The organism is Desulfovibrio diazotrophicus (assembly GCF_902498985.2).
GTDB classification, from domain to species: Bacteria; Desulfobacterota; Desulfovibrionia; order Desulfovibrionales; family Desulfovibrionaceae; genus Desulfovibrio; species Desulfovibrio legallii.
Genome location: NZ_OX346397.1, coordinates 297801 through 323595 on the forward strand (window position 1 = coordinate 297801; position 25795 = coordinate 323595).

Annotated in this window: 27 protein-coding genes and 2 pseudogenes; 16 read left to right on the forward strand and 13 right to left on the reverse strand. The window is 63.4% G+C overall.

The genetic code is table 11. The features are described from left to right. Positions 1-13 precede the first annotated feature (13 nt). The 5 genes from J7I12_RS01270 to J7I12_RS01290 all read left to right on the forward strand — a co-directional run bounded on the left by J7I12_RS01270 (position 14) and on the right by J7I12_RS01290 (position 3751). Positions 14-484, forward strand: a complete 471-nt coding sequence (locus tag J7I12_RS01270; RefSeq protein WP_118229182.1) for a TlpA family protein disulfide reductase — start codon at positions 14-16, stop codon at positions 482-484. Next, positions 481-984 carry an N-acetyltransferase gene (locus J7I12_RS01275; protein ID WP_118229181.1) on the forward strand — a complete coding sequence of 168 codons (504 nt, stop codon included), beginning with the start codon at positions 481-483 and terminating at the stop codon, positions 982-984. Before J7I12_RS01270 ends, J7I12_RS01275 begins: the two co-directional genes overlap by 4 nt. After that, the gene (gene hpt / locus J7I12_RS01280; RefSeq protein ID WP_118229180.1) at positions 977-1525 is read left to right on the forward strand and encodes a hypoxanthine phosphoribosyltransferase; all 549 of its coding nucleotides are present in this window, start codon (positions 977-979) and stop codon (positions 1523-1525) included. The genes J7I12_RS01275 and hpt overlap by 8 nt, the downstream gene beginning before the upstream one ends. A gap of 84 nt (positions 1526-1609) precedes the next feature. Then, positions 1610-2323: a zinc-ribbon and DUF3426 domain-containing protein gene (locus J7I12_RS01285; protein ID WP_130957944.1), complete on the forward strand. Its 714-nt coding sequence runs from the start codon at positions 1610-1612 to the stop codon at positions 2321-2323. Positions 2324-2359: 36 nt separating this feature from the next. Continuing rightward, positions 2360-3751 (forward strand): amino acid permease, encoded by a 1392-nt coding sequence (locus J7I12_RS01290; RefSeq protein WP_118229178.1) that lies wholly within the window; start codon positions 2360-2362, stop codon positions 3749-3751. A 327-nt stretch (positions 3752-4078) separates the two neighbouring features. Here the strand turns inward: J7I12_RS01290 and J7I12_RS01295 are convergent, their stop codons facing one another. The 7 genes and pseudogenes from J7I12_RS01295 to J7I12_RS01325 form a co-directional block, all read right to left on the reverse strand. After that, entirely contained in the window at positions 4079-5281 is a 1203-nt protein-coding gene (locus J7I12_RS01295) for a cyclic di-GMP phosphodiesterase (RefSeq protein ID WP_270229138.1), read from the reverse strand. 206 nt (positions 5282-5487) lie between these two features. Beyond that, the gene (locus J7I12_RS01300) at positions 5488-6672 is read right to left on the reverse strand and encodes an HD-GYP domain-containing protein (protein ID WP_118229176.1); all 1185 of its coding nucleotides are present in this window, start codon (positions 6670-6672) and stop codon (positions 5488-5490) included. A 478-nt stretch (positions 6673-7150) separates the two neighbouring features. After that, positions 7151-8374 carry an aspartate kinase gene (locus J7I12_RS01305; protein WP_118229175.1) on the reverse strand — a complete coding sequence of 408 codons (1224 nt, stop codon included), beginning with the start codon at positions 8372-8374 and terminating at the stop codon, positions 7151-7153. Positions 8375-8481: 107 nt separating this feature from the next. Next, positions 8482-8964, reverse strand: coding sequence for a tRNA (adenosine(37)-N6)-threonylcarbamoyltransferase complex ATPase subunit type 1 TsaE (gene tsaE / locus J7I12_RS01310; protein WP_118229174.1), 483 nt, complete (start codon positions 8962-8964; stop codon positions 8482-8484). Further along, on the reverse strand, positions 8952-9470 hold the full coding sequence (locus J7I12_RS01315; RefSeq protein ID WP_498794150.1) for an NAD(P)H-hydrate dehydratase: 519 nt from the start codon (positions 9468-9470) through the stop codon (positions 8952-8954). The genes tsaE and J7I12_RS01315 overlap by 13 nt, the downstream gene beginning before the upstream one ends. 220 nt (positions 9471-9690) lie before the next feature. Beyond that, positions 9691-10731: pseudogene (locus J7I12_RS01320) on the reverse strand (NAD(P)H-hydrate epimerase); the annotation flags it as partial. A gap of 2 nt (positions 10732-10733) precedes the next feature. Then, positions 10734-11105 carry a holo-[acyl-carrier-protein] synthase gene (locus J7I12_RS01325; protein WP_288907511.1) on the reverse strand — a complete coding sequence of 124 codons (372 nt, stop codon included), beginning with the start codon at positions 11103-11105 and terminating at the stop codon, positions 10734-10736. A 149-nt stretch (positions 11106-11254) separates the two neighbouring features. On the opposite strand from J7I12_RS01325, the gene J7I12_RS01330 reads away from it, so the two are divergent. From J7I12_RS01330 to J7I12_RS01355, 6 genes and pseudogenes are all read left to right on the forward strand, one after another. Beyond that, positions 11255-12586: a UDP-glucose dehydrogenase family protein gene (locus J7I12_RS01330; protein ID WP_498793889.1), complete on the forward strand. Its 1332-nt coding sequence runs from the start codon at positions 11255-11257 to the stop codon at positions 12584-12586. Positions 12587-12749: 163 nt separating this feature from the next. After that, positions 12750-12953, forward strand: coding sequence for a dual CXXC motif small (seleno)protein (locus J7I12_RS01335; protein WP_118229170.1), 204 nt, complete (start codon positions 12750-12752; stop codon positions 12951-12953). A gap of 187 nt (positions 12954-13140) precedes the next feature. Continuing rightward, positions 13141-14133, forward strand: a complete 993-nt coding sequence (locus tag J7I12_RS01340) for an ATP-binding protein (protein WP_302548722.1) — start codon at positions 13141-13143, stop codon at positions 14131-14133. 64 nt (positions 14134-14197) lie between these two features. Then, positions 14198-14542 (forward strand): annotated as a pseudogene (locus tag J7I12_RS01345) (DUF2201 family putative metallopeptidase); the annotation flags it as partial. 134 nt (positions 14543-14676) lie between these two features. Next, positions 14677-15534: a VWA-like domain-containing protein gene (locus tag J7I12_RS01350; RefSeq protein WP_498793891.1), complete on the forward strand. Its 858-nt coding sequence runs from the start codon at positions 14677-14679 to the stop codon at positions 15532-15534. Positions 15535-15726: 192 nt separating this feature from the next. After that, positions 15727-16209, forward strand: a complete 483-nt coding sequence (locus tag J7I12_RS01355) for a hypothetical protein (protein WP_288907506.1) — start codon at positions 15727-15729, stop codon at positions 16207-16209. A gap of 8 nt (positions 16210-16217) precedes the next feature. Here J7I12_RS01355 and J7I12_RS01360 read toward each other — a convergent pair whose 3' ends face one another. Beyond that, complete coding sequence (locus J7I12_RS01360; protein ID WP_118229166.1) at positions 16218-16454, reverse strand: zinc ribbon domain-containing protein; 237 nt, start codon at positions 16452-16454, stop codon at positions 16218-16220. Between the two features lie 151 nt (positions 16455-16605). On the opposite strand from J7I12_RS01360, the gene J7I12_RS01365 reads away from it, so the two are divergent. Then, positions 16606-17187 (forward strand): DJ-1/PfpI family protein, encoded by a 582-nt coding sequence (locus tag J7I12_RS01365; RefSeq protein WP_118229165.1) that lies wholly within the window; start codon positions 16606-16608, stop codon positions 17185-17187. Between the two features lie 243 nt (positions 17188-17430). Here the strand turns inward: J7I12_RS01365 and J7I12_RS01370 are convergent, their stop codons facing one another. The 5 genes from J7I12_RS01370 to J7I12_RS01390 all read right to left on the reverse strand — a co-directional run bounded on the left by J7I12_RS01370 (position 17431) and on the right by J7I12_RS01390 (position 22292). Beyond that, positions 17431-18150, reverse strand: coding sequence for a flagellar basal body L-ring protein FlgH (locus J7I12_RS01370; protein ID WP_118229164.1), 720 nt, complete (start codon positions 18148-18150; stop codon positions 17431-17433). 47 nt (positions 18151-18197) lie between these two features. Then, positions 18198-19469, reverse strand: coding sequence for a flagellar basal body P-ring formation chaperone FlgA (flgA, locus tag J7I12_RS01375; RefSeq protein ID WP_303193108.1), 1272 nt, complete (start codon positions 19467-19469; stop codon positions 18198-18200). A 14-nt stretch (positions 19470-19483) separates the two neighbouring features. Next, positions 19484-20269 (reverse strand): flagellar basal-body rod protein FlgG, encoded by a 786-nt coding sequence (flgG, locus tag J7I12_RS01380; protein WP_118229162.1) that lies wholly within the window; start codon positions 20267-20269, stop codon positions 19484-19486. A 33-nt stretch (positions 20270-20302) separates the two neighbouring features. Then, positions 20303-21100 (reverse strand): flagellar basal-body rod protein FlgF, encoded by a 798-nt coding sequence (flgF, locus tag J7I12_RS01385; RefSeq protein ID WP_118229161.1) that lies wholly within the window; start codon positions 21098-21100, stop codon positions 20303-20305. Between the two features lie 199 nt (positions 21101-21299). Continuing rightward, a complete protein-coding gene (locus tag J7I12_RS01390) occupies positions 21300-22292 on the reverse strand; it encodes a spidroin-2 (protein WP_302548956.1) in 993 nt (330 codons plus the stop codon). Positions 22293-22627: 335 nt separating this feature from the next. On the opposite strand from J7I12_RS01390, the gene J7I12_RS01395 reads away from it, so the two are divergent. From J7I12_RS01395 to glmU, 4 genes are all read left to right on the forward strand, one after another. After that, positions 22628-23212, forward strand: coding sequence for a manganese efflux pump MntP (locus J7I12_RS01395; RefSeq protein WP_302413552.1), 585 nt, complete (start codon positions 22628-22630; stop codon positions 23210-23212). Between the two features lie 58 nt (positions 23213-23270). Further along, entirely contained in the window at positions 23271-23681 is a 411-nt protein-coding gene (locus J7I12_RS01400; protein WP_118229158.1) for an OsmC family protein, read from the forward strand. A 66-nt stretch (positions 23682-23747) separates the two neighbouring features. After that, positions 23748-24161 carry an OsmC family protein gene (locus tag J7I12_RS01405; RefSeq protein WP_118229157.1) on the forward strand — a complete coding sequence of 138 codons (414 nt, stop codon included), beginning with the start codon at positions 23748-23750 and terminating at the stop codon, positions 24159-24161. A 36-nt stretch (positions 24162-24197) separates the two neighbouring features. Next, on the forward strand, positions 24198-25550 hold the full coding sequence (gene glmU, locus J7I12_RS01410) for a bifunctional UDP-N-acetylglucosamine diphosphorylase/glucosamine-1-phosphate N-acetyltransferase GlmU (RefSeq protein ID WP_118229156.1): 1353 nt from the start codon (positions 24198-24200) through the stop codon (positions 25548-25550). Positions 25551-25795: the final 245 nt, after the last annotated feature.

The following is a 25795-nucleotide window of genomic DNA, read 5'->3' on the forward strand; positions in this document are numbered from 1 at the left end:
CCTGCGGTGCGGTATGAAAAAAGTCCTTCTGCCCCTCCTGCTTTGTCTGCTTCTGCCCTGCTCGGCCCTGGCCGCCGCGGCGGACGCTGTGCCCAAGCTCAATCTGAGCGGGCTCACGGACCTGTTGGCCAAAAACAAGGGCAAGGTGGTCATGCTCAATTTTTTTGCCACCTGGTGCCCGCCCTGCCGGATGGAAATTCCCGAACTGGTCAAAATGCACAAAAAATACGAAGGTAAGGACGTGGTCATCATCAGCCTTTCCGTGGACGAAAAGCCTGAGGTGGTGCCGCCCTTTGTGCGCAGCATGGGCATGGACTACCCTGTGTACATGGCCGGGCGGGATATTACCCGCGCCTTCCAGGTAAGTAGCATCCCCCACAATGCTTTTTACAGCAAAGACGGTCAGTTGGTGCTTTCCGAGCCGGGGGTGGCCGACGGTGAGATTATGGAGATGGTTTTCAAAAAGCTGCTGAGCGCCCAATGAGCGCATTTACCGTGCGCAAGGCCCGCATGGAAGACGTGCCGGCCATGCACGGCCTGCTGCTGGCCAGTGCGCGTCAGGGCCTGCTGCTGCCGCGCGCGCTCATCCACCTTTACGGGCATGTGCGTAACTTTATGGTGGCCGCAGATGCGGCAGGCCGTACGGTAGGCTGCTGCGCTCTGGCTCCGGTATGGGAAGATCTGGCCGAAATCTGTTCTTTGGTGGTGCAGGACGACCTGCGCCGTCAGGGCGTGGGGCGGCTGCTGGTCCGGGCTTGTCTGGAAGAAGGCCCGACTCTGGGCATAACCAGAGTCTTTGCCCTGACCTATCAGGAAGCCTTTTTTGCACGCCTGGGCTTCGCCGTTGTGGACAAGAGCGTGCTGCCGCAAAAAATCTGGGCCGACTGCGTGCACTGCGCCAAGTACCCGGATTGCGATGAAACTGCTGTTTTTTTGAATCTGACGGCCCCCGTGGCCGGTGTGCAAGGAGGAAACCATGTCTGAAGAGGCCGCCCTGACCCCCGTCAAGGCTTTGAAATCCGTGTTCAGCCAGGAAATGATCGCCGTGCGCGTGCGCGAACTGGCGGCGGAAATCGACGCCCTGTACGGGCAGGAACCCCTGGTGGCCGTGTGCGTGCTCAAGGGGGGCTTCATTTTTTTCAGTGACCTGGTACGCGCCTTGCATAATGAAAAGATGGAACTGGATTTTGTGCGCCTGTCCAGCTATGGCAAAAAGGCGTCCAGCTCCAAGCACGTCATCTTCAGCAAGGATGTGGAGATTGACATTGCCGGCAAGCATGTGCTGATTGTAGAAGATATCGTGGACAGCGGCTACAGCATGCAGTTTTTGCTGGGTCAGTTTGCCGCGCGTCGGCCGCGCAGCGTGCGCCTGGCCGCCTTGGTGGACAAGGGCGAACGGCGAGAGGTGGACGTAAAGGTGGACTTTGCCGGGTTTAAGCTCAAAGAAGGCTTTATTGTTGGCTACGGCCTGGATTATGCCGAGCACTACCGCATGCTGCCCGGCGTTTACGAGGTTACGTTGTAGCCTTCGTTGCGGGGCCGTCCTTTGGCCGCGCCCCGCTTACAGCAGGCCGCCGGCCCCGGCGTCGGCGGAAGACGGGAGAAAAAAATGGAAGTGAAGTGCCCCCACTGCGCCAGCCGTTTCAAGTTGCCGGACCAGCTTGCCAAGCCGGGCGTCAAGCTGCGCTGCTCGGTCTGCTCGACGGTGTTTCCCTATACGCCCCAGGCCGACAATCCGGCTCAGGGGCCGTTGCCGGATATGCCCATGAAGCGCCGCCGCGTGGGCGGCAAGTGGGTCTTGTTACTGCTGCTGGCACTGGTCTGCGCGGGCGCGGGCGGCTATTGGTACCAGACGCGCGGGGCCGCTCAACGAACCCCGCCGCCCACGGAGCAGGAAATCGCCCAAAAGGTGGAACTGCTCACCATGCGCAACGTGCGCCAGTATTATGTGGATAACGACAAGGTAGGCAAGGTCTTTGTTATTGAGGGCCGGGTGGTTAACGAATTTCCGCAGCCCAAGGAATTGGTTACAGTGGAGGCCGCCATCTATGACAAGGACAAGAAACCCCTTTCGGTGAAACGGCAGATAGCCGGGGCGCAGCTTTCGCTCTTTCAGCTGCAGGTGCTGAGTGAAAAGGAGATGGAGGCTTTTCTTACCAACAAGGTGGAAATTCTCACCAACAACAGCAACGTGCCCCACGGGGGCGAAGTGCCGTTTATGGTCTTGTTTTATGCGCCGCCCGAAGGCGTGGCCGAGTTTGGCGTGCGCATTGTGGACGTGCAGGACGCGCCCGCCCCTGCGGCGGCGGGCGGTGACAAGTAACGGCCGCCTTCGGACGCGCCACAACCCCAATTTTTCATGAAAACAGACACCCCCCATCTCAAGCGTGCGTTAAAAAACAGACATATCCAACTCATCGCCCTGGGCGGGGCCATCGGCACGGGCCTGTTTCTCGGTTCGGCGGGTACCATCCAGATGGCTGGCCCCGCCGTACTGCTGAGCTACGCCGTGGGCGGCTTCATCGCCTTTCTGATTATGCGTCAACTGGGTGAAATGATGGCGCAGGAGCCTGTGGCCGGCTCGTTCAGCAATCTGGCCCACAAATACTGGGGCGACTTTCCGGGGCTGCTTTCCGGCTGGAACTACTGGATTTTGTATGTGCTGGTGGGCATGTCGGAACTGACAGCCGTGGCCGTATATGTGCAGTACTGGTTTCCCCAGGTGGAGCCGTGGCAGACCACGGCTTTTTTCTTCTTGTGCATCAATGCCATCAATCTGGCCCAGGTGGGCTTTTTTGGCGAAATGGAGTTTTGGTTTGCGGTCATTAAGGTGGTGGCCATTGTGCTGATGATCGCCCTGGGCTGTTTTTTGCTGGCCAGCGGTCAGGCCGGGCCCGAAGCGGGCCTGAGCAATCTGTGGACCCACGGCGGCTTTTTCCCCAATGGCTGGGCAGGGGTGGTCACTTCTTTGGCTGTGGTGGCCTTTTCCTTTGGCGGGTTGGAACTGGTGGGCATTGCCGCCGCCGAAACGGACAACCCGCGCAAGACCATCCCCAAGGCAATCAATCAGCTCATTTACCGCATTCTTCTTTTTTACATCGGTGCGCTGGCCGTGCTCTTGAGCCTGCACCCTTGGAACATGCTGGGCGCGCCCGTGGACAAGAGCCACTGGGCCGAGGCCATGATCGCCAGCCCCTTTGTGCAGATTTTTGACCTCATCGGCATTCCTTCCGCCGCCGGGGTGCTCAATTTTGTGGTGCTGACGGCGGCGCTCTCAGTCTATAACAGCTGCGTATACTGTAACAGCCGCATGCTTTACGGCCTTTCCCTGCAGGGCAATGCCCCCAAGGCCTTGGGCGAGGTGAGCGCGCGGGGCGTGCCCGTGTATGCCCTGCTGGTGTCTTCCGGGGCCACGCTGGTCTGCGTGCTGCTCAACTACTTTATGCCCAAAAGCGCTCTGGGCGTGCTTATGGGCCTGGTGGTGGCGGCGCTGGTCATCAATTGGGCCATGATCAGTCTGACCCACCTCAAGTTCCGCGCGGCCAAAGAGCGGGCGGGCGAGGCCCTGGTCTTCAAGGCTTTCTGGCATCCTTTCGCCAATTACCTCTGCCTGGCCTTTATGGTGCTGGTGCTGGCCGTGCTGGTCTACATCGGCGAGGGCATTTCCGTACTGCTGGCCCCCCTGTGGATAGGCTTTGTCTGGCTGGGCTACAGGCTGAAGTGCCGCCGTCAGGGGCGGAAGGCCGCATGATATTCCAGGGCAGAGTACCTTTGCGAATATGTATTCGCAAAGGTACGGCACGCTCGTTCCGGCGCTTACGCACGCAAATGCATAGCGCTGCCGTCTTTACCCGTAACTTTTTTCATCGTAATGGGCTAAGCTCCTGCGTTGCAACGGCTGAAGCTGTGCTTGCGCCTCCCCGGCGGACGGCAGCTCACGCAATTGCCAGGGCGTTTTAAAGTTGAAACGCCCTGAAAAGCAAAGGGGACGGCGACAAAAGCTGTTTTGACGGCCTGGGGGGAATCCTTCGGGCTGTCTTTTTTGCGGAGGCAGCGCCGGGGCGCGGTCGGGCAGCGGTCAGGCCTGACCGTAGCGCTTCAGGGGCAGGCCCAGCAGGCCGGGAACATCCAGAGGGGCGCTTTCTTCGCGGGAGAGCGGGCGGGTGATTTCCAGTCCGTTGGCCTGGGTCAGGTCCACTATGCTGGTGGGCTGCAGGGGGCGGCCTGTGGGGTCCAGGGCCAGTTTAACCTGTGGTTTGGCCGGCGACTGCTGATTGGAAGCGCAGACCACGCCGCGCTGGCCGTTGGAAAGCTCCACCGCTGAGCCTACAGGGTAGATGCCCATGAACTTGACGAACAGGTCCACATCCTGTGGTGTCCAGGCCTGGCCGCGCATCTGGTACATGATGGCCAGCACCTGATGGGGCGAAAGGGGCCTTTTGTACACGCGCCAGGAGGTCAGGGCGTCGTACACGTCGCTGAGTGAAAGGACGCGCCCGTACAGGCTGATGTCGTTGCCCGCCAGGCCATAGGGATAGCCCGTGCCGTTGAATTTTTCGTGGTGCTGCAGCACGCCGAGCAGTACTTCGGGCGCAATGGCCTTGTCTGCTTTGAGCCTTTCGTAGCCGCGCAGCACGTGTGAATGCATGATTTCCATTTCCCAGGGCTTGAGGGCTCGGGGCGCGTTGAGGATAGCCGCGGGCACCAGGGCTTTGCCGTAGTCGTGAAGCAGCCCAGCCATGCCCACGGCATACAGGTCGTGGGCATCCAGGCCACGAAAGCGGGCGTAGGCCGTGGCAAAAATGCTGACATTGACGCTGTGCCCGAAAGTATATTCGTCTGAAAGGCGCAACTTTGCGAGAAAAATAAGGGCGTCCAGGTTGCGGTCCAGGCTGCTGATGATGGATTCCACCAATGGCTGCGTGGCCGTCACGTCCAGGGGCGCATTGGTGGCACTGTGCATGAACTGTTTTACGTGTTCCAGCGAGGCCGTGTAGACGTCGTGGGCGCGGTGCAGCTCTTCCTCCAGGGGCACACGGTGCCCCCAGACGGAGTCGGGCGTTGTCAGGCGATCCAGAGCGCCCCCCACCATAGGGCGAAAACGGTCCGTATCATGGTAGATCATTCTGTAACCTTGGTTTGCAATGCGCTGGATTTCCTCCTGCGAGGTGATGTACCCCGGCGTGGCATAAAGCAGGGGCGCCTTGGTCCAGGGAATGCCCACATCCACCACGTACATGCCTGGCTGCAAATTACTAATGGATATTTTTACTATTGGCATGAACATCATCCTTTCACTACGGCGTTACGCAGAAGTTGGGGCACGATCGTGTGCTCCCGTGTTCATGGATGAAAGCGCGGTAAGGTTGGGAGTTCTACGGCTGGCTGCCGTAGAAGAATAACGTGCTTTGCTAACAGAAAACGTTGCTACTGGCAAGGGGGTGGGGCGTCGGCGCGCCAGCAAGTCAGGCGGGTCGCGCTGCGCGTTTAGTCAAGAGGCTTTGCCAGCTGCAGCAGGGTGGCCACGTCCAGAGCGGCGCAGTCCTGAACGGGAAGGGCGCGGGCTACTTCGAGGTCGCGGGTTTTGGACAGATCCAGGGTTTTGGGAGGGAGGGGGCGGCCCTGATTGTCCAGGGCCAGCACGACCTGGGGCCGGGTAGGGAAGCTGGTGTTGGTGCGGCAGACTACCCCGATGCGGCCGTCAGCCAGTTCTACGGGCGAGCCCACGGGGAAAATGCCCATAAATTTGATGAAGTGCTCCACCGTGCCCGGCGCCCAGGATTTATTGCGCATGGTGTACATGATGGCCAGGGCCTGGTGGGGAGGAACGGCGCTTTTGTAGACGCGAAACGATGTCAGCGCGTCGTAGACGTCACTGAGGGAAAGAATGCGTCCGTATTCAGAGATATGCTTGCCGGCCAAACGGTATGGGTAGCCTGTGCCGTTGTGCTTTTCATGGTGCTGCAGCACGCCCTGCAGCGATTCCGGCGTGATGCCGTCCAGCCGGGAGAGCTTTTCATAACCGCGCAGCACATGAGACTGCATGATTTCCATTTCTCCGGGGGTCAGGCGGCGGGGAGCGTTGAGGATTTCCTGCGGGATGAGGGCCTTGCCCAGGTCGTGGAACAGACCAGCCACTCCCATGGACTGCACCAAATCGTCGGCCAGTCCCAGAAAGCGGGCGTAGGCCACGGCGAAGATGGTGACATTGACGCTGTGGGTGAAGGTGTATTCGTCGGTAGTGCGCAGCTTGGAAAGCGAAATGAGGGCGTCCACATTGCGGTCCAGGCTGCCGATAATGGCTTCAACGTATGGTTGGGAGGCAGCCACGTCTATGGGCGCGGCTGGTGACTGCATAAATTTTTTGACATGCTCAAGGGAGGAGGCGTAGGCCTTGCGGGCCTGAACCAGTTCTTCCTCAAACGGCGTCCGGCGGCCCCAGGTGGCGGGCGAGGGTGCTATTTCGGCCGCGTCCGCAGGCAGCGGGCGGAAGCGTTCGGGGTCGTGGAACACTTCGCTGAAGCCCTGCGCTATAATGCGCTCCACCTCGTTCCGCGAGGCGATGGGGCCTTCCTCAGCATAGAGCAGCGGCGCTTTGGTCCAGGGCAGGCCCGTATCGACAACGTACATGCCCGGCTGCAGCGCTGTAATGGGAATTTTACAAGCAGGCATGGCGTACCCTCGTGCGATTGCTTCGTCACGCGGTGTGGGGCCGACCCGCAGGCTGTTCCCGCGACATAAGGCCGACTTCTGCACCGCGCCATAAAGACCCGCACAGGCAAAAATGCCAGGGGCAAGCAGTGCGGATCCTGCCTCAAAGCGGCAGTATGCAATTCAGGGCAGAATCCCTTGTGGATAAAAAAAAGTCAATAAAATTGTCAGGGCATTGCAATGTTGCAATGCCCTGACGGTTGCGGAAGCCGCCGCTCGCCGTGGAGGCGCAAACGCAAGTTATTTGCGCGGTTAAGCGCCGAAACGAGCGTACTGTAAACTTCGAGAATACATATCCTCAAAGATAATATTCTCTAGAGCATTTAACACTTGAAATGCGCGCTTACGGCAGGCAAAAGCCTGCCTTCTCGCATTTCGTGGCAAGGATTTTCAAGAAAATTCTTGCAGAGCAGTTAGCTCATTTTATTCGCTAACTGCTCTAGCCGATATCCCAGTCCAGGCCGAAGGTGTCGTGCAGAATGCGCACGGCCAGTTCCAGATATTTTTCCTGAATGAGCAGGGTGATTTTGATTTCAGAGGTGCTGATCATCAGGATATTGATGCCTTCCTGGGTCAGGGCGGCAAAAGCCCGTGCCGCCACGCCGGAATGGTTGCGCATGCCCACGCCGATGGCCGAAACCTTGGCCACGCTCACGTCGTGCAGCACTTCCGAAGCCCCGGTTTTTTTGGCGACTTCGTCCATGATGCGCAGAGTCTGGGGCAGGTCTTTGCGCGAGATGGTGAAGGTGATGTCCGTGTGGCCGTCCAGGCTGGTGTTCTGCACGATCATGTCCACCAGGACGCCCTTTTCGGAAAGGGGGCCGAACACGGCGGCAGCCGTGCCGGGCACATCGGGCAGGTCGCGCAGGGTCACGCGGGCCTGGTCTCTGTCGTAGGCGATGCCGGAAACAAGTACGGCTTCCATGCTGGAATCCTCCTGGGTGACGAGGGTGCCGGGGTCGCTGCTGAAGGTGGAGCGCACACGCACAGGCACTTTGTATTTTTTGGCAAATTCCACGGAACGAATGTGCAGCACCTTGGCCCCCATGCTGGACATTTCCAGCATTTCTTCATACGCCACGCGGTCCATTTTGCGCGCGGTGGAGCAGATGTTGGGGTCTGTGGTGTACACGCCGTCAACATCTGTAAAGATGTGGCATTCCGCCGAGCCCAGGGCGGCGGCCAGGGCCACGGCCGAGGTGTCGGAGCCGCCGCGCCCCAGCGTGGTGATGCGGCCGTCCTCGGTGCAGCCTTGAAACCCGGCCACCACGAGCACATCATAGTTTTCCAGCTGAACGCGCAGGGCCTTGCTGTCAATGGAGCGGATGCGCGCCCGGCCGAAGTCGTTGTCCGTGGTGATGGGAATCTGCCAACCCAGCAGTGAGCGGGCGCGGATGCCCGCGTCCTTGAGCAGCATGGTGAACAGGCTGATGGAAACCTGCTCGCCCGTGGAGACCAGTACGTCACAGGCCGCCCTGTCCGGCGTAGGCGACCATTCCTCGGCCAGGGAGAGCAGCTTGTTGGTGTCCCCGGCTCTGGCGGAAAGCACGGCAATGACCTTGTACCCCTGGGCAAGGCCCTCCAGCACTTTTGTCTGCACCTGGCGCATACATTCCAGGTTGGCCACGGAAGTGCCGCCGAATTTCTGGACCAGAATTTTCATGTCCGTCATCCATATGTCCGCAAGTGTTCCAAAGGGGCGGGTGCAAGTCCTGCAGCCATCCGTACAGTCGCGGAAACCCTTGCCGCGCCAAGCGCCGCAAGGGTTGTTCAGGCTTCCCCGCCCGGCCATTGGCCGCACGTCTGACGCAACAGGGCTTCGGCCCTGGGGCCGTGGGCCGTCAACGTCAGCAGACGCCCTTTCTCGCACGCATCAACCGATATGTCCAGATATTCTTCAGGTAAAAGCTGCGGCGGCAGGTATTCTGCCCATTCCAGAATGACCTGGCTGCGGCCGTCGTCCAAGGCTTCCTCAAGCTCTTCTGGGGGGCTGCCGGGGCTGCGGTAGAGATCAGCGTGCAGCACGGGCGGCGTGGTGGGGTAGTAGTTGCAGATGGTGAAGGAGGGGCTGCCCACTTCGGCCAGATCGCCGCCGGGCAGGGCGGCCGTCAAGGCTGCGGTAAGGGTCGTCTTGCCGCTGCCCAGAGGGCCGCGCAGCAGCAGGGCCACCGGACCCAGCTCCCGCAGGCCCGCCGCCAGCAGACGGCCCAGGCGGCGCGTATCCGCCAGCGAATGCAGGGTCACCACGGCCATGCCAGCAGATCCTCCGGGCTGCCCGGTGCAGATGCGCGGGGGCAAGTCTGAATGCCGTCGTCGGTTTCAGGCGCGTATCCTGGCGCGTATCCTGGCGCGTATTCAGGCGCGTATTCAGGCGTGAGGTTTTTCGGCGCGGCCCAACGGGCCAGGGCCTGCGGCAGCAGGTCCGCTGTGGCGGAGGCCACATTGCCGCGCAGAGGCCAGGTGTGCGCGGCCTGACGGCCGGCCAGGGCGTGCAGGGCCACGGCCTGGCCCGCTGTGAGTTGGGCCGGGCGCAGGGGAGCGGCATCCTTTGCGTCCGTGGCGTGGGCCGCCAGCAGGCCGCCCAGGCAGCCCGCCAGCACGTCGCCGGAGCCGCCTGCGGCCAGTTGGGGCACGTCGTAAGGGCAAAGCAGCACGGGCGCGCCCGCCTGGCCCACAAGCGTGCCCGCGCCTTTGAGCACCACCACGCCCCGGCAGCGGGCGCAAAGTTCGCGCAGGGCGGCCCAGCGGTCGGCCTGCACGGCGGCGGCGGGGCGGCCCAGCAGCAGTCCGGCTTCGCCGGGGTGGGGGTAAGCACGTCGTCCTTGCGCACCAGATTGAGCAGTTCGGGCTGCGCGGCCATAAGGGCCAGAGCGTCCGCGTCCAGCACTGTGGGGGCCGATCGGGCAGGCGCAGGAGCGCGCCCAGAAAGGCTGCGGCGTCCGGGCTTCGTCCCAGGCCGGGGCCAGCCACCAAGGCGGTGCAACGGGCCGCCAGCGCAACCAGGGCCGGGGGCGGGGCGTCCGGCCAGCAGCCGTGCGGGCCGGGAAGGGCCAGGGTCATGATTTCGGCCCAGCCGTTTTTGATATCCGTCAGGGCGGCGTCCGGAGCCGCGGCCGTGACCAGTCCGGCCCCGGCGCGCAGGGCCGCCCGCGCCGCCAAGTGGGCCGCTCCACCGTAGCCGGGCGCGCCGCCCGTTACCAGCACATGACCAAAGGCGTTTTTGAAGCCGTTGACCGGCAGGGCCGCCAGGGGGGCCAGGCAGCGGCCGTCCAGCAGGTAGGTGGAGCAAGGGGCCGCCCTTTGCACCACGGCGGGGATGCCGATGGGGCGGACGTGCACCGGCCCTGTCCAGGCTCGCGCCTGCGGCGAGGCTAGACCCGGCTTGCCTGCGGCAAAGCTGACGGTGGCCGTGGCCCGTACCGCTTCAGGCTGCGGCGCGCCCGTGCGTCCGTCCAGGCCGGAGGGGATGTCCAGGGCCAGCACAAAGGCGGCCTGCAGGGCGTTGACAGCGCGGATCAACGCCAGCATGTCCGGTCGCAGGGGACCGTGAAAGCCCGTGCCCAGCAGACCATCCACCAGGATGTGGGGTTGGCCTTCCGGCAGGCGGAGCGGCGGTGAGGCCGACGGCAAACCCGCTGCGGCCGGGCCGGAGCGCCGTCCTTGCCGCAAGGGGCGGAAGGGCACGCCCGCTGCCCGCGCCACGCGCATGTGACGGCCGCACTCCCCTTTATAAGAACGCAGGGGATGGGTGTGCAGCACCAGGGGGTCGGCCCCGGCGTCCAGCAGGTGGCGGGCCAGACAGGCGGCGTCGCCGCCGTTGTTGCCGCCGCCCATGAGCAGCCAGACTTTTATGCCCGCCAGGCGCGGCGCAGAGGCGCGCAGCACGTCAAAAGCCGCGCGGGCGGCGTTTTCCATCAGAATGTCCCCGGCAAGGCCCAGATCGACCGCGCCCCGGTCCCAGGCGCGCACTTCGTCGGGCGAGGGCAGAGGAGGCAGGAGCGCAAAGGCGGATGGCGTCATGGTCAATCCTCCAGTACCACCAAGGCTACTGCCGCGCCTCGGTCATGGCTCAGGGAAACATGGCGGCGGCGTACGCCCAGGGCTTGCGCGCGGCGGGCCGCGCAGTCCAGGAAGCGCAGTTGGGGTTTGCCTTCTGGCGTATTGCAGATCTCAATCTGGCGGGGTCCGATGCCCTGGCTGAAGCCCGTGCCCAGCGCCTTGACCGCCGCTTCCTTGGCGGCGAAGCGGCCGGCCAGATAAGCTGCCGGCGCGTGGGGCAGGCGGTGCAGTTCCTCCGGGCTGAGGATTTTTTCCGCAAAGCGGCGGCCGAAGCGCGCGTAGATATTGCGGATGCGGTCCAGATCGGCCAGATCCACCCCCAGGCCCACGATCACAACGACCCCCGGCGCGCGCCCAGGGCGGCGCGCCGCCTTGATTCGGGGGAAGAAATGCCGTATGCAGATTTTTTCATGCCACTATTCTGAACCGTTCACGGCACTGTCGTCAAGGGACGACGGCCGGGAAAGGATGGAGAAAAACTTTTATGAAACTGTGTATCATCGGCACCGGCTACGTGGGCCTTGTCAGCGCCGCCTGCTTTGCGGAAATGGGCAATACCGTCACCTGCGTGGACGTGAACCCGGCCGTGGTGGAAAAACTCAACGCCGGTTTCGTGCACATCTTCGAGCCGGGGCTGGAGCCGCTGGTGCAGCGCAGCCGGACCGACGGGCGGCTGACCTTCACCACCAGGCTGGAAGATGGCATTGCTGACGCGGACTGCGCCTTTATCTGCGTGGGCACGCCCCCGCAGGCCGACGGCTCCTGCGACCTGAGCTACGTGCGCGAAGTGGCGCGGGAGATCGGCCGCCACATGCAGAAGGATCTGGTCGTGGTGGATAAATCTACCGTGCCGGTGGGCACGGCAGACGAAGTGCGCGCCATTCTCGCCGGGGAACTGGCCGCGCGCGGCAAAGACCTGCGGGTGGACGTGGTCTCCAACCCCGAATTTCTTAAGGAAGGCGACGCCATTTCCGACTTTATGAAGCCCGACCGAGTGGTACTGGGCACGGATTCTCCCCGCGCCGCGGCCCTCATGCGCGAGCTCTACGCCCCCTTTGCCCGCACCAGGGATAAAATCATCGTCATGGGGGTGCGCAGCGCGGAAATGACCAAGTACGCCGCCAACTGCATGCTGGCCACCAAAATTTCGTTCATCAACGAAATCGCCACCATCTGCGAAAAAGTGGGCGCGGACGTGCGGGACGTGCGCACGGGCATCGGTTCGGATTCGCGTATCGGCTACCAGTTTATCTACCCCGGCGTGGGCTACGGCGGCTCCTGCTTCCCCAAGGACGTGAAGGCGCTTATCCACACTGCTGAAAAAGCCGGTGTGGAGCCCAAACTGCTCAATGCCGTGGAAGACGTCAACGCCCGGCAGAAAAAGCACATGGCCACGCGCATCATGGAATATTTTGCGCCTCAGGGCGGCGTGCAGGGCAAGACGCTGGCCCTGTGGGGCCTGGCCTTCAAAGCCAATACCGACGACATGCGCGAAGCCGCCGCCATCAGCATCATTAATGAGTTGACCGCTGCGGGCATGCGCGTCCGCGCCTTCGACCCGGTTGCCGCTGACAACGCCCGCGCCATTTTTAAGGACAACCCCCTGGTGGAAGTGGGCACAGACCAATATGAGGTGTGCCGGGGCGCGCAGGCCCTGCTGGTGGTTACGGAGTGGAACCAGTTCCGCAATCCCGATTTTGAGAAGGTCAGAGGGTTGCTCAGCGCGCCCCTGCTCTTTGACGGACGCAACCTGTACTCGCCTTCCTCCATGGCGGAACACGGTTTTGCCTATTTCTGCATCGGCCGCCGCGGCTGAGGCAGGGCAATCGGGCAGGCTCCGGCGGGCGGTGAACGCCTGCCGGCAGGGCCTGGCAGAGCGTTGGCGGCAGAGCAGCCGTACTGTTGCGTTTATGAATGCGGGGCGCGGGCCTTTGCCTGCGCCCCAGGTTTCTCTTCACCCTGTCACCCAAGGAAGTTCCATGGCTCTTTTTGCCGCCCGTGATGCGGAAACCAGCCTTGTCTGCCCCCGCTGCGGGGCCCATCTGCACATTGCCCGCACCTGCCATGAAGTCTACATGCATTGCCCGGCCTGTCAGGCGCGCTTTGCGCTGCAGGAATATATCAGTCAGGCTGATGACGCCATGGAGCACTTTTTGGAAAATGTCTACTGTGACCGTGTGTAGTGACGGCCGCGCCGGTGGCGGCGGCTGACTTTTTAAAGATATTGACATTCACTTTCATTTTTATCATGCTGTGCACGTTAGTGCGTGTTTTTTCAGCGATGTGGTCTGTGTCGCTGTTGACGCGTGCAAGGGCTTCCCGTCTTTGGGCAGTCCATGACCTTGGAAATACGCCATTTCTGGAGCCGGCATGACCCCTTCGCAAATCGTTTCCGCCCTGCGTTCACTCCTTGCCATCCGCCAACCGGCCTTCTTGTGGGGGCCGCCCGGCGTGGGCAAAAGCCAGGTGGTGGCCCAGGTGGCCCGGCAGAACGGCCTGGCCCTGCGGGATATCCGCGCCGTGCTGCTGGATCCCGTGGACCTGCGGGGCCTGCCGCGCATCAGCGCCGACGGGCGGTCTGTCTGGTGCCCGCCGGCCTTTTTGCCCGGCCCGGCTGACCCTGAGCGGGGCATTGTCTTTTTGGATGAGCTTAACGCCGCGCCGCCCCTGGTGCAGGCCGCCTGCTACCAGCTGGTGCTGGACAGGGCCATAGGCGAATACCGCCTGCCCGATGGCTGGAGCATTGTGGCCGCCGGCAACCGGGAGGGGGACAGGGCCGTGGCCTACCGCATGCCCTCGGCCCTGGCCAACCGCATGGTGCACCTGGATTTTACGCCCGACCTGGAGGACTGGCTCGGCTGGGCGCAGGGGGCGGGCATCCGTCAGGAAGTCTGCGCGTTTTTGCGCTTCCGTCCGCAGTTGCTGCACGACTTCGACCCTGCGCGCGGGGAGCGGGCCTTTGCCTCGCCCCGCTCCTGGGAATTTGTTTCGCGCATTTTGGACGCCGCCCCCGCACGGGATGTGGAGGCGGCATTGCTTGAAGGCGCGGTGGGCGCGGGCTGCGCGGCGGAGTTCAGCGGTTTTCTGGCTGTCTGGCGTGAGCTGCCCACGGTGGAAGAAATTCTGGAAGCTCCGGAAGGCGTCCCGGTGCCCGAAGAGCCCGCCGCCCTCTACGCCACTTGTGAGGCCTTGAGCCTGCATGCGGACCAGGACACTATGGAGGCCCTGGCCACCTATGCCGCGCGTCTGCCTGCCGAGTTCGGCGTACTGCTCATGCGCGACGCCGTGGAGCGGGACGCTGCTCTGGTGGAATCGCCGGCTTTTGCCCGCTGGGCGGAACAGAACGCCGCCGTGCTCATGTAGGGGCAGGCGCGTGTCCGTCCTGTGTGCCGCACAGCAAAGCCTGAGCCTTCGGGCCGAACGGGCCATGCGCCGGGCCCGATCCGCCCTGGTGCTGGACCATCCTTTTTTTGGCGTGCTGGCCCTGCGTCTGCGCCTGCGGGAAGATACGACCTGCCGCGACCTGTGGACGGACGGTCTTACCCTGGCCTACAACCCGGCCTTTGCCGCCACCATTCCGGAAGCTGCCCTGGTGGGGGCCCAGGCCCACGAAGTGCTCCACCTGGCCTTCAATCACCATCTGCGCCGTCAGGACAGGGACAAAGATCTTTGGAACCGGGCCTGCGACCTGGCAGTGAACCAGATTTTGCTGGAGGCGGGTTTCAGTCTGCCCCAGGGGTTTTTCCATGACGCGGCCTATGCGGCAATGGCCGCCGAAGAAATTTACGCCGAGCTGGCCGGTCTGCGGGAAGACCCGGCTCCGGGCGTGGACCTGGGGGTCGGGCGCGGGCCGGCGGTCCCGGCGGCACAGGGGCCTCCGGCGGCGGCGCGTCGGACGGAGCGAGCGTGCCTTTGCGCCCGTCCGCCCAGATGCGGCATGCGCCCACCCGGCCCCCCAGTTCCACGCCCGGAACGGGCGACCAGCAGACGCGCGCTGGGGCGCGCCCCAAACCCAAAAAAGAAGAAAACAGCCCAAAAAATGGCGGCCAGAGCGGTTTTACGGGCGAAGTGCGCGATCACCCCGGTGCGGGGCAGGAGGAAAGCCCGGCTTTTAAAGATGCGGAGCGTGAGGCCCAGGCCGCTCTGCACCAGGCGCTGCGGCGGGCGCGGCACATGGGCGATTTGCCCGCTGGCCTTAAACGGCACTTCACCGACCACGCCCGACCGCATCTGCACTGGCGGGCCCTGCTGCAGCGCTTTCTGGAACAGTGCGCGCACAGCGACTACACCTGGACCACCCCCAACCGGCGCTACCTGTTTCAGGATATCTACCTGCCCTCGCGGCGGGAGGCGCGCCTGCCCTTGGCAGCCTTGGCCGTAGATTGTTCCGGCTCCGTGGACGCGGCCACGCTGGCGTACTTTATGGCCGAACTCGCCGGCGTGCTGGACGCTTACGATACCACCCTGGCCATACTTTTTCACGACAGCCAGGTGCACGGCCCGGAACTGCGCACCCGCATGGACAGGGACGCACCCCTTACGCCCGTGGGCGGCGGCGGCACGGACTACCGCCCTGTGCCCGCCCGCCTGGAGCAGGAAGGCCTGGCCCCCGCCTGCCTGATCTGGTTCACAGACCTGCAGTGCAACCGTTTTCCGTCGCCGCCGCCCTATCCTGTACTCTGGGTCTGCAGCGACGCCGCAGCGGAACCGCCGCCCTTCGGCAGCCTGCTGTTCCTGCCGCAGGCAGGGGAGGAAAGGGGGTAAGGAGAAAAAGTTCCTTCCCCCCCATCCTTCAAAAAATTTTTTTCGCATGTGATGCGCCGGGCGCGTCTTGAATGGGGATGCGGTTTTTTCCTACAGGCTGGTCCGGGACAGTGGGGAGAAATGCCGGCTTCCGTCGGCGTTGCAAAGCCGGAATGTTTTGGCGTTTCCTGAATAGAGGAAGAGAGGAAGGATATGCGTATTGAGTGGAAAATAACAAAAAAGCGCGGCAACCTGCGCCCCGTCCTCCACTACAGTGTGGAGCTGGAAGAACACGAAAAAGCCCTGGCCCTGCCCACGGTGTCCGTTCTTTCCAGCATCCCGCAGCCGGAAGAAGGACGGCAGGACTACTGCTATCCCGACATGCTGGAGCGCGCGGCAGGCTACAGGCCCACGGCCTTCCATACTCTGGAGGCCCCGTCGCACAAGGGCCATTCCTGGACCCATACGCTGTTGTTGCCCTGGCGGGCAGACAATGCCTACCCGGAGGTGGAAGCCTCATTCAGGCAGCTGCGCGAAGCCCTGGAAAAAGAACTGGAGCGCGCCTATAACAGCGCGCCCCTGCTTCTGAACGGCGCGGAACGAACCTCGCCCGCGCTGCGGCGTGTGCTGGCGCCGGGCGTGCTGGGCGCGCGTCTCCTGCGCGCCGCCGCCAGCCGGGAAAATGCCGCGGATTAGCCGTTGTTTCAGGAAAAGCCGCCCGTGCCGCAGCCTCCGGAGGCGCAGCTCGGCGGCCGTCCCTGGCCCATGGGCCGCACCGGGCCCGGCTTGAAGGGAAAGGCCCCGGTTTTGAGGGGGCTCGGCGCACTTACCTGGCGCTCTGTGGCGGCCCCGCAACGGGGGCAGGGCGGCGTGGCCTCGCCGCTGACCAGGTCTTCAAAGGTGTGCCCGCACGCGGTGCAGACAAAATCATACATGGGCATGAACACTGCCTCCTGTTGGAAAAATGGCGCAAAAACGGCACGGACCACCCTCGGCAAGGCACTTGCCCAAGGGCTTCCCAGCCCTATATAAGTATGTATGCGCGCAAGGCAAGCGCGCCAACCGCTCCCTGGGAGCCTGATGGAGGACACAATGAAAAAAATTCTGGTACTGGCCGGCGACTATGTGGAAGACTACGAGGTGATGGTTCCTTTCCAGATGCTGCAGATGCTGGGCTATGAAGTCCACGCCGTCTGCCCGGGCAAAAAGCCTGGCGATACGGTGCGCACGGCCATCCACGATTTTGAGGGTGACCAGACCTATTCCGAAAAACGCGGCCACAACTTCGCCATCAACGCCGACTTTGATCAGGTGAAGGTGGCGGACTACGCCGGCCTGGTCATCCCCGGCGGACGCGCGCCGGAATATCTGCGCCTCAATGCCCGCCTGCTGGAAATCGTGCGGGAGTTCAACGACGCCAAAAAACCCATTGCCGCCGTGTGCCACGGCCCGCAGATTCTGGTTTCCGCCGGGGTGCTGCGCAACCGCCAGTGCACGGCCTATCCCGCAGTGAAGCCCGATGTGGTGGACGCGGGCGCTACCTGGTGCGATTTTAACGAAACCCTCACCAGCGCCACCGTGGACGGCAACCTGGTGACGGCCCCGGCCTGGCCCGCGCATCCGGCCTGGATTGCCGCTTTTGTCAAACTGCTGGGCGCAAAGATCAGCATCTAGAGCAGCTAACGAATGAAATGAGTTAACTTCTCTGCAAGGATTTTCCTGAAAAATCCTTGCCACGAAATGCGAGCAGGCAGGCTTTTGCCTGCCGTCATCGAGCATTTCAAGTGTTAAATGCTCTAGCAGCGCAGCGTCTGAAAGAGCAGGGGGCTGCCCCCGGTGAGGATGGCAGTTTTCTGCAGGCCGGGGAGGAGGAACGTTTACGTTTCCCCCTCCCCGGCAGCCGTTTTTTACCCCATCTTAAAATGGCCAGATATTGTCCATGAGTCTGGTGAACCAGCCGGGCTTCTGCTTGTCCGAGAGCACGCCCTTGCCGTAGTATTCAATGCTGGCGTCGGCGATCTGGGTGGAGAGCACGCTGTTGTCGGCACTCACGTCCTTGCTGCGGATCATGCCGCGCACCACCATATATTCGGTTTCTTCATTGACGCGGATTTCGCGCGCGCCTTCAATTTCCATCAGTCCGCCGGGCAGCACGCGAATGACGCGAGTGGCCAGGGCGGTGGTCACGTAGTTTTCGCGTTTGGTCTTGCCGGTGCCGGTGAGGTCGCTTTTGGAGCCGGTGTTCAGCACGGGCAGGCCCACGGTGCTCTGGGGGCCGATGCCGGTGAAGGGAAGGAAGCCCACCTTGCTTTTGCCGAACATGGCGCTCACCTGGTAGTCGTTGCTGCTGTCCTTGTCTGCCGTGGTTTCAGCCTTGTTCTGGGCTTTGGTGCTTTCCACCAGTTTGACCACCACCAGGTCGCCCACGCGGCGGGCGCGACTGTCGGAAAAGAGCGTGTCCTGTTCGCTGGCGGCAAAGATGGAGCCGGGGTTGTCCGCGGCGTTGGTTTCCTGCCGGTATTCCTGGGGCGGGGCCGCCGGGGGGTGCAGGGCGGGCCGCCGGTGAGGGCTGCCGCCGCAGGCGGCGCACAGCATAAAGGTCAGCGCCAGAAGGGGGATGGTGTAACGTGCCTGCATGGCCTTCTCCTGTTGGGCAGGGCGCGGCATCCGGCAAAGGACGCGCGCTAGTGTATTTCCACGGTGCTGCCGTCGCGCACTATGGCATAGACCTGCTTTTTGGTTTGCAAATTCCGCACCGGAATAGTGGCTCCCGGTTCGCCGTCGTTCAGGGCCTGGGCCTGGGTAGTGATGCGCAGGTTGCCGCGCGCGTAGATCAGGTTGACCACGTCGCCGCGCCGTACCATAAGCTGGCTGGCCAGGTCGCTTTGCAGTATGGGTTCGCCCGCGCTGAGCCCGCGCGTGAGCTGCCAGGGGCCGCCGCGCCCGTCCCAGGGCACGGAACGCAGCTGACTGGCATTGACCTTGAGAAAAGTGACGGACTGGGCCGTGAGGGCGTCGCCCTTGTTCATGGCCTGAACGGCGGCAGGCACCGTGACCCAGAGGGTCAGGTTGGCCGTGCCCGCCAGGCGGCGCAGCACCGTGCCGTCGGCTTCTTCCACGGCAAAACGCAGAGAAACGCGCCCCGGTGAAAGGCGGCCCGGCTCCAGCTGTACGCGCTGTCGGCTGTGGGCCAGAAAAATATAGTCAGGCAGGCGAAATTCGTTCAGCTCGGCTTCGCCGGGCATGGCGGCCAGCTGCGGCGTCAGGCTTTTGACGACGTAGGCCCGCAGATCATCTTCCTGAAAGACCAGACCGCCGCGCTGGATGGACAGCGATGTGGGCAAAATGCAGCGGCCGGCCACCTCCGGCCCCAGGGCCTGGCGCAGGGCGTAGGAAAGTCGTGAACGGTTGACCTGCAGGGGTTTGCCCTCCTGCGTGGGAGCGGGCCACAGCGGCTTGGCGCGCAGCTGCTCCCAGAGGGATTGGTCCATGCGGCCCAGGGGCACGGCTATTTCGCCCAGCAGCACCGTGTCGGCGTGGACCACGGCGGCGGGCAGGATTTTAAGCCGCCAGTCGTCCTGTTCAAGGATGCTGACCTGGCCATCGGCCGCCAGGGGCGTCTGGCCATTGGCCAGCAGAGTCCCGGTCCTGGCGGCGCGTACCTTTTGGGCGTCGGGGGGCAGGGCGATGCGCGCCACGTTGTCTTGTTGGCCCAGCTGGTGTTTGATCTGGCTGGGGGAGCGCCGATGGTCGCGGTCGTTGTCCTGCCATACGGCCTGCGGCACGCCGCCCATGGGGCCGGCCAGGGACGGCCGCGCCGACACAGAGAGCAGCAGGGTTGCCGCCAGCAGGAGGGGCAGGGCGCGGCGTCCGAAGCTGTGGAGCCGTGCGGTTGCAGGCGTCGGGGCCGTGCCGAAAACCGGTCTGCCGTAAAGGGATAGCAGGGCGCGCCACATAGTCCGCATCCGCCTTAGCTGCGCTTGAGCTGCACCGCGATGCCCAGCATGGAGTCAGAGGTCTGGATGGATTTGGAATTGACCTCATAGGCGCGCTGGCCCACGATCATGTTGACCATTTCGTCCACCACTTCCACGTTGGACATTTCCAGAAAGCCCTGAGCCAGGGTGCCCACGTTGTCCGTGCCGGGCACGCCTTCCACGGCGTCGCCGGAAGCCTCGGTGGGGGTAAAGAGGTTGCGGCCGCGCGCGTCCAGCCCGGCAGGGTTGATAAAGGTATAGAGGGGTATTTCGGCCCCGGCCAGTTCCTGCCCCTGGGCGTCCAGAGCCGCAATGTGTCCGGAAGAGGAGATGGAGACGGTCTTGGTTTCGGCGGGCACGGCAAATTCCGGCTGGAGGATATAGCCGTTGGCCGTGACCACGGTGCCGTCCTGGTTGAGCTTGAAGGAACCCGCCCTAGTGTACATGAGCTCGCCGTTCACATCCACCTGAAAGAAGCCGTCGCCTTCAATGGCGACATCCAGGGCGTTGCCCGTATTCTGAAAGTCGCCCTGGGTAAAGAATTTGTGCACAGCCGTGGGGCGGGTGCCCAGGCCCACCTGAATGCCTACGGGCAGACGGTTGTCGCCTTCAGTGATGGACCCGGCCATGCGCATGGTCTGGTACATAAGGTCTTCGAATTCAGCGCGGCTTTTCTTGAAGCCCGTGGTGTTCACGTTGGCCAGGTTGTTGGAAATGACGTCTATGTTGAGCTGTTGGGCCACCATGCCGGTGGCGCCTGTCCAGAGAGAACGCATCATAAGAGAAGCTCCTTGCTGTGCGGCGCGTCGGGGTTAGCCCTGGCGGCGGCCGACCTTTTCCGTGGCGTTGCGGTCCAGGCTGTCGGAGGTCTGCATGACTTTTTGATAGGCCTCAAACTGCCGCTGCACTTCGATCATGTTGACCATTTCCGAAACCACCTCCACGTTGGCCGCCTCGGTAAACCCCTGTTCCAGACGCGCGCCGTCCAGGTAGGCGTTGCCTTCGGCCACCTGCACATTCTGCCGGGGCCGGTAGAGGTTGTCGCCCTGTTTTTCCAGATTCTGCAGGTTGTCCACATTGACCAGGGCCAGCTGGTCCACCAGCGCGCCGTCGGCCAGCACTTGCCCGTCGCCGCTGATCTGAATGTTGCGCGTGCCGGGCGGGATGACGATGTTGCCGCCGCCCAGCCCCTGCACCGTATAGCCCTGCGGCGTCATGAGCACGCCGTCGGCATTGAGCGAGAAGGCTCCGTTGCGGGTAAGAAAGGCCCCGTTGGGCGTGGTCACGCGGAAAAAGGCGTTTTCGCCGTTGATGGCCACGTCCAGCGCGTTGCCGGTAAACTGCATGGACCCCTGCGAGAAGTCCGTGCGCGCTACGGCTATGCGCGCTCTGGCGGCATTGTGCGGCTCCGGGAACAGGGGCTTGGAGCGCAGGTTGAGAATGGGCTCACGGATTTCGTCATGGGCGTAGGTGACCATGGTATCCTTGAAGGCCAGGGTGTCGCGCTTGTAGCCGCGCGTGTTCACGTTCGCCAAATTATTGGCGATGAAATTCATCCGGTGTTCGGTGGTCAGCGCGCCGAACAGCCCGCTGTACATGCCCGCCTGCATAGTCTTGCTCCTTGGTTGGCAGCCCCGCGCCGTAGGGCGACGCGGCTGTCGTGCGCGGACCTGACGGCCCTTGGCAGATTTGTATGCAAAGAGCGAGCCAGAAAAGAAAAAAAACGGAACGCCCCGGCGCTTGCGGCGGCCGGGGCGATTGCTGCGGGTAAAAATTGACGAACTGTTCCGCCGCTGGGGCGGGTGCGGCCTACTGCGCCAGACGCAGCACAAAGGGCAGGCTCTGGCGTACCAGCAGAAAAAAGATGGCCAGGAAGTTGAGCCAGAGAATGCGGCGCGGCGCGCGCAGCGCGAAAATCAGAATCCAGCAGGCAATGGCCAGGGTCAGGGGCGTCAGGCCCAGAGCCTCCGCCGCCACGTCCGGGGGCAAGGGGCCGGGCCGCAGAGAAATGCCCACAAACAGGCCCCAGCGGTCCAGACAGCGAGGAATGTAGCCGAGAAAGGCCCACAGGGCGCACCAGCGCCCGGCCTTGCGTAAGGCATCCGTTTCAAGGGGCGTGCCTTCCGGCCCCTTGCGCAGCCGGGTCAGAACCAGCAGGGCCGCCGCGCCCGCCGGGCCCAGAGCGGCGAACAGGTCGTGGAGGGATGTGGAAAACACGGCCTGAGCCGCCGTGCTCAGTTCCATACCTTGCGGCAGCCCGGCAAAGGGCCAGCGCGGCAGGGTCAGGGCGGTAAAAAAGCAGATCAGCGCCGCCAGAGCCAGACACAGGCGGCTGCGAAATTCCGGTTCTTCCCATTGGCTCAGGGCCGGGTCCGGGGCGATTTTTTTGCCCTTGGCGCGACGCTGGTCCACCGGCGGCAGGGCGGGCAGGGGGGCTGCGGCGTCTGCCTTCAGATAAAAAAACAGGCAGACCATGCCCGCCAGCCAGGCCAGCACGGCAGTGGTGGCGGGCAGCATGACCGGGTGCAAGGGGTAAAGGCCCGTAAGCCCGGCCGGGCCGCGCAGTTGCACCAGCAGGCCCAGGTGCTCGCCCAGCGTGCAGACGATGCCCAGGGGGGCCAGGCGGAAGGCCAGCCGGGCCATGCGCCCGGCCCCGAAGGCGCAGAGACGGGCGTTGCCGCGCCGCCCGGCCAGCAGGGTCAGGATCAGGATGCCGGGCAGGCCCGCAGCGGCCGCCGCCCCCAGGGAAAGGATGCTTAACAGCCACTGCCAATAGAGAAACCAGGTGGAAAACGTGTGCATGGCCGCTCTTGTATCTTGTAGCGGCTTTGGCCGCAAGGGCGGGGGCCGTGCGGCCATGCCCGCAGTGCTTCCGCGTTGGGTGTTTCCAATAGGACCGGCCACCCCGTGGTGCAGGCGCGACCGCAGCCGCCCGACCCTTGCAGGCTGCCATGTGCGGCCAAATCTGCAGCGTCCGTGCGCCCGGCCAGAGCCGGACAAGTCTGAACGTCGCGGAACCAGTCCGTACAGATGCGGGTCGGCAAGGCCGTGGGCCACGCTCTTGCGGGGTGTTCCTTCCTGACTTATACTCATGGCTTGCGGCCCGTTGCGGGCCATGGGTCGGAAGAAGGAGCGTTATGTCTGTCCTCGCCATTCTTGGGTTGGCCCTGGCCCTTTCCATGGACGCCTTTGCCGTGGCTGTGGCTTCGGGCTGTGCGCTGCGCGCGCCCAGTGCTGGGCAATATTTGCGGCTTTCAGGGGCCTTTGGTTTTTTTCAGTTTGCCATGCCGGTGCTGGGCTGGGGTCTGGGCCTTTCCGTGCGGGGCTACATGGAGGCCTGGGACCACTGGATAGCCTTTGCCCTGCTGGCCTGGATCGGCGGCAAGATGGTGTTTTCCGGCTCTGCCGCCTGGCGGGGGCGTGCGGCCTGTGCGCGCCCCGCTGTGGACCCGGCGGCCGGGCGCAATTTGCTGTTGCTGAGCGTGGCCACCAGTGTGGACGCCCTGGCCGTGGGTCTTTCCTTTGCCATTCTGGGCACTCCGGTCTGGGGTCCGGCGTTCTGCATCGGCCTGGTCTGTGCATTGGTTACGGCCTGCGGCGTATTTCTGGGCAAGACTCTGGCCAATATCTGTTCGCTCAACGCCTGGGCCGAACTGCTGGGCGGGCTGACCTTGCTGGCCATAGCCTGTAATATCCTGCGGGAGCACAGCGCCTTCGGCTGAGGCTTTGCTCCGGCCGTCCCGGCGCAGCATGGTTTCATCTACTGATGGAGGAATTGTTATGGCAACCGTCAGCGCCACGTATCTGGGGGATCTGCGTGTGGAATGCGTCCACAACCAGAGCGGCACCAGAATCATCACCGACGCCCCCACGGACAATCAGGGCAAGGGCGCGTCCTTTTCGCCCACGGACCTCTGCGCCACAGCTCTTGGGGCCTGCGCCATGACCATCATCGGCATTTATGCCCAAAGCCACGGCGTGGACATTACTGGCACAACCATGAACATCACCAAGACCATGAGTGCAGACCCGCGCCGCATCGGCAAGGTGGAAGTGGTCTTTGACATGCCCGACAGGGACTATTCCCAGAAGGAAAAGACCATTATGGAACGCTGCACCCAGACCTGCCCCGTGCACTTGACCCTGCACCCGGACGTGGAGCAGGTCTTTACCTTCCACTGGCAACGCTGACGGGGACGGCCCGTCTTTGCGCCCTTTTGCCGCGCGGTCGCACCGCGTGTTTTTATGGAGGTTCCCATGAGCAACGCCAGAATCAAGTACCTTGGCAATATGCGTATGGAATGCGTGCACCCCGGCAGCGGCGCACGACTGGAAGTGACGCCCACCAAGGATCACGGCGGCCAGGAAGACAGCTTCTCGCCCGTGGATCTTTGTGTGGCCTCCCTGGGCTGCTGCGCTTCCACGGTGATAGCGGGCTACGCCGCCCACCACAACCTGGACGTGACGGGTATGGAAACGGACGTGAACGCCGTCATGCACGAAGGCTCGCCCGCGCGTCTGGGGCGGGTGGAAGTGGTCTTTCATATGCCGGATCGGCCCTTCAGCGCCAAGGACAAGACCGTGCTTGCGCGCGTGGTTCAGACCTGCCCCGTGCACCACAGCCTGCACCCCGATGTGGAGCAGGTCTTTACCTTTGATTGGAAGAAGTAGCGGACGCGCAGTCCGTTATTTTTCAAGGAGCAAACCATGCCGAAGACTGCGGCGTTGATTCTGGCGGCGGGCAAGGGCACCCGCATGCATTCCGACAAGCCCAAAGTGCTGCAAACCCTTCTGGGCGAGCCCATGCTGGCTTGCGTGCTGGAGGCCCTGCGCCCCGTTTTTGGCGAGGACGTCTGGATTGTGGCCGGGCACCGGGCCGATCTGGTGCAGGCCGCCTTTCCCCAGGCGCGCTTCGTGCTGCAGAAGGAACAGCTGGGCACGGGCCACGCCCTGCTGCAGGCCTTGCCCGCGCTGACAGAAGCGGGCTGCAGCCAAGTGCTGGTGGTCAACGGCGATGTGCCCTTGCTTTCTGAAAGTCTGGTGCGCCAGTTCCTGGCCGAGGGCATGGGCGCAGACCTGGCCTTCGCCACCATTGAGGTGGACAATCCCGGCGCTTACGGGCGGGTGGTGCGGCGGGACGACGCCGTGACCGCCATTGTGGAAGCCAAGGATTACGACCCCGCCCTGCTGGGCCCCGCAAGTAACGAGGTCAACGCCGGCATGTACCTGTGCGATCTGGCCGCCGCGGCGCAACTGCTGCCCCAGGTGGGCAACAAAAACAAAAGCGGCGAGTACTACATCACAGACCTGGTGGCCCTGGCCGTGGCCCGCAAGTACCGGGTGCGCGGCGTGCGCTGCGGGCGGGACGCGGCCCTGTTGGGCGTCAATGCGCCGCGGGAGCTGGCGCAGATGGAAGAGACTCTGCGGACCAGAATAGTGGAAGGGCTGCTGGACGCCGGGGTCATGCTGCACGCCCCTGACGCCGTGCGGGTGGGCCCCAGGGCGCTGGTGGAGCCGGGCGCGGAGCTCACCGGCCCGTGCGAAATCTATGGCGTGAGCCGCGTGGCCCGCGGGGCCAGTGTGGCTTCGCACTGCCTAATCCGGGATTGCGAGCTGGCCGCCGGGGCCGAAGTGCGGTCTTTTTCGCATCTGGAAGGGGCTGTGGTGGGGCCCGGCGCGCTGGTGGGGCCCTTTGCCCGCCTGCGGCCCGGCGCGGTGCTGGAAGAAGCCTCCCATGTGGGCAACTTTGTGGAGCTGAAAAAAACCCGCCTGGGCAGGGGGGCCAAGGCCAACCACCTCACCTATCTGGGTGATGCGGCCATCGGTGCGGGCAGCAATATCGGCGCAGGCACTATTACCTGCAACTACGACGGCAAGCACAAATACCAGACCTTCATTGGCGAGCGCGCCTTTATCGGCAGCAATACGGCCCTGGTGGCGCCCGTCAGCGTGGGCGAAGGCGCCCTGGTGGGGGCGGGTTCAGTCATCACCAAAGATGTGCCCGCGGGCGAGCTGGCCATAGCCAGGGGACGACAAAAAAACCTGCCCCGCAAAGGCTAGAGCAGTTAGCGAATGAAATGAGCTAACTGCTCTGCAAGGATTTTCTTGAAAATCCTTGCCACGAAATGCGAGAAGGCAGGCTTTTGCCTGCCGTAAGCGAGCATTTCAAGTGTTAAATGCTCTAGTGCGGCTCTCGCGGCATCGCGCCGCAAGCTGCGCGGTAAAGGTTGCACCGCCTGTAAAAAATCCCCGGCACGCTCCGGGGTTTTTTATGACCTTGGGGCATCTCCTTTCTTGCCAAGGGC

What these genes read in the sequence shown, in the direction of transcription:
- J7I12_RS01355 (WP_288907506.1), top strand. Translation starts at nt 15,727, where the DNA reads ATGCGTATTGAGTGGAAAATAACAAAAAAGCGCGGCAACCTGCGCCCC.
- J7I12_RS01365 (WP_118229165.1), top strand. Translation starts at nt 16,606, where the DNA reads ATGAAAAAAATTCTGGTACTGGCCGGCGACTATGTGGAAGACTACGAG.
- glmU (WP_118229156.1), top strand. Translation starts at nt 24,198, where the DNA reads ATGCCGAAGACTGCGGCGTTGATTCTGGCGGCGGGCAAGGGCACCCGC.
- J7I12_RS01395 (WP_302413552.1), top strand. Translation starts at nt 22,628, where the DNA reads ATGTCTGTCCTCGCCATTCTTGGGTTGGCCCTGGCCCTTTCCATGGAC.
- J7I12_RS01405 (WP_118229157.1), top strand. Translation starts at nt 23,748, where the DNA reads ATGAGCAACGCCAGAATCAAGTACCTTGGCAATATGCGTATGGAATGC.
- J7I12_RS01270 (WP_118229182.1), top strand. Translation starts at nt 14, where the DNA reads ATGAAAAAAGTCCTTCTGCCCCTCCTGCTTTGTCTGCTTCTGCCCTGC.
- J7I12_RS01370 (WP_118229164.1), bottom strand. Translation starts at nt 18,150, where the DNA reads ATGCAGGCACGTTACACCATCCCCCTTCTGGCGCTGACCTTTATGCTG.
- J7I12_RS01275 (WP_118229181.1), top strand. Translation starts at nt 481, where the DNA reads ATGAGCGCATTTACCGTGCGCAAGGCCCGCATGGAAGACGTGCCGGCC.
- J7I12_RS01360 (WP_118229166.1), bottom strand. Translation starts at nt 16,454, where the DNA reads ATGCCCATGTATGATTTTGTCTGCACCGCGTGCGGGCACACCTTTGAA.
- flgF (WP_118229161.1), bottom strand. Translation starts at nt 21,100, where the DNA reads ATGCAGGCGGGCATGTACAGCGGGCTGTTCGGCGCGCTGACCACCGAA.
- tsaE (WP_118229174.1), bottom strand. Translation starts at nt 8,964, where the DNA reads ATGGCCGTGGTGACCCTGCATTCGCTGGCGGATACGCGCCGCCTGGGC.
- flgG (WP_118229162.1), bottom strand. Translation starts at nt 20,269, where the DNA reads ATGATGCGTTCTCTCTGGACAGGCGCCACCGGCATGGTGGCCCAACAG.
- J7I12_RS01390 (WP_302548956.1), bottom strand. Translation starts at nt 22,292, where the DNA reads ATGCACACGTTTTCCACCTGGTTTCTCTATTGGCAGTGGCTGTTAAGC.
- J7I12_RS01290 (WP_118229178.1), top strand. Translation starts at nt 2,360, where the DNA reads ATGAAAACAGACACCCCCCATCTCAAGCGTGCGTTAAAAAACAGACAT.
- J7I12_RS01400 (WP_118229158.1), top strand. Translation starts at nt 23,271, where the DNA reads ATGGCAACCGTCAGCGCCACGTATCTGGGGGATCTGCGTGTGGAATGC.
- J7I12_RS01285 (WP_130957944.1), top strand. Translation starts at nt 1,610, where the DNA reads ATGGAAGTGAAGTGCCCCCACTGCGCCAGCCGTTTCAAGTTGCCGGAC.
- J7I12_RS01300 (WP_118229176.1), bottom strand. Translation starts at nt 6,672, where the DNA reads ATGCCTGCTTGTAAAATTCCCATTACAGCGCTGCAGCCGGGCATGTAC.
- J7I12_RS01305 (WP_118229175.1), bottom strand. Translation starts at nt 8,374, where the DNA reads ATGAAAATTCTGGTCCAGAAATTCGGCGGCACTTCCGTGGCCAACCTG.
- J7I12_RS01330 (WP_498793889.1), top strand. Translation starts at nt 11,255, where the DNA reads ATGAAACTGTGTATCATCGGCACCGGCTACGTGGGCCTTGTCAGCGCC.
- J7I12_RS01335 (WP_118229170.1), top strand. Translation starts at nt 12,750, where the DNA reads ATGGCTCTTTTTGCCGCCCGTGATGCGGAAACCAGCCTTGTCTGCCCC.
- J7I12_RS01340 (WP_302548722.1), top strand. Translation starts at nt 13,141, where the DNA reads ATGACCCCTTCGCAAATCGTTTCCGCCCTGCGTTCACTCCTTGCCATC.
- J7I12_RS01295 (WP_270229138.1), bottom strand. Translation starts at nt 5,281, where the DNA reads ATGCCAATAGTAAAAATATCCATTAGTAATTTGCAGCCAGGCATGTAC.
- hpt (WP_118229180.1), top strand. Translation starts at nt 977, where the DNA reads ATGTCTGAAGAGGCCGCCCTGACCCCCGTCAAGGCTTTGAAATCCGTG.
- flgA (WP_303193108.1), bottom strand. Translation starts at nt 19,469, where the DNA reads ATGTGGCGCGCCCTGCTATCCCTTTACGGCAGACCGGTTTTCGGCACG.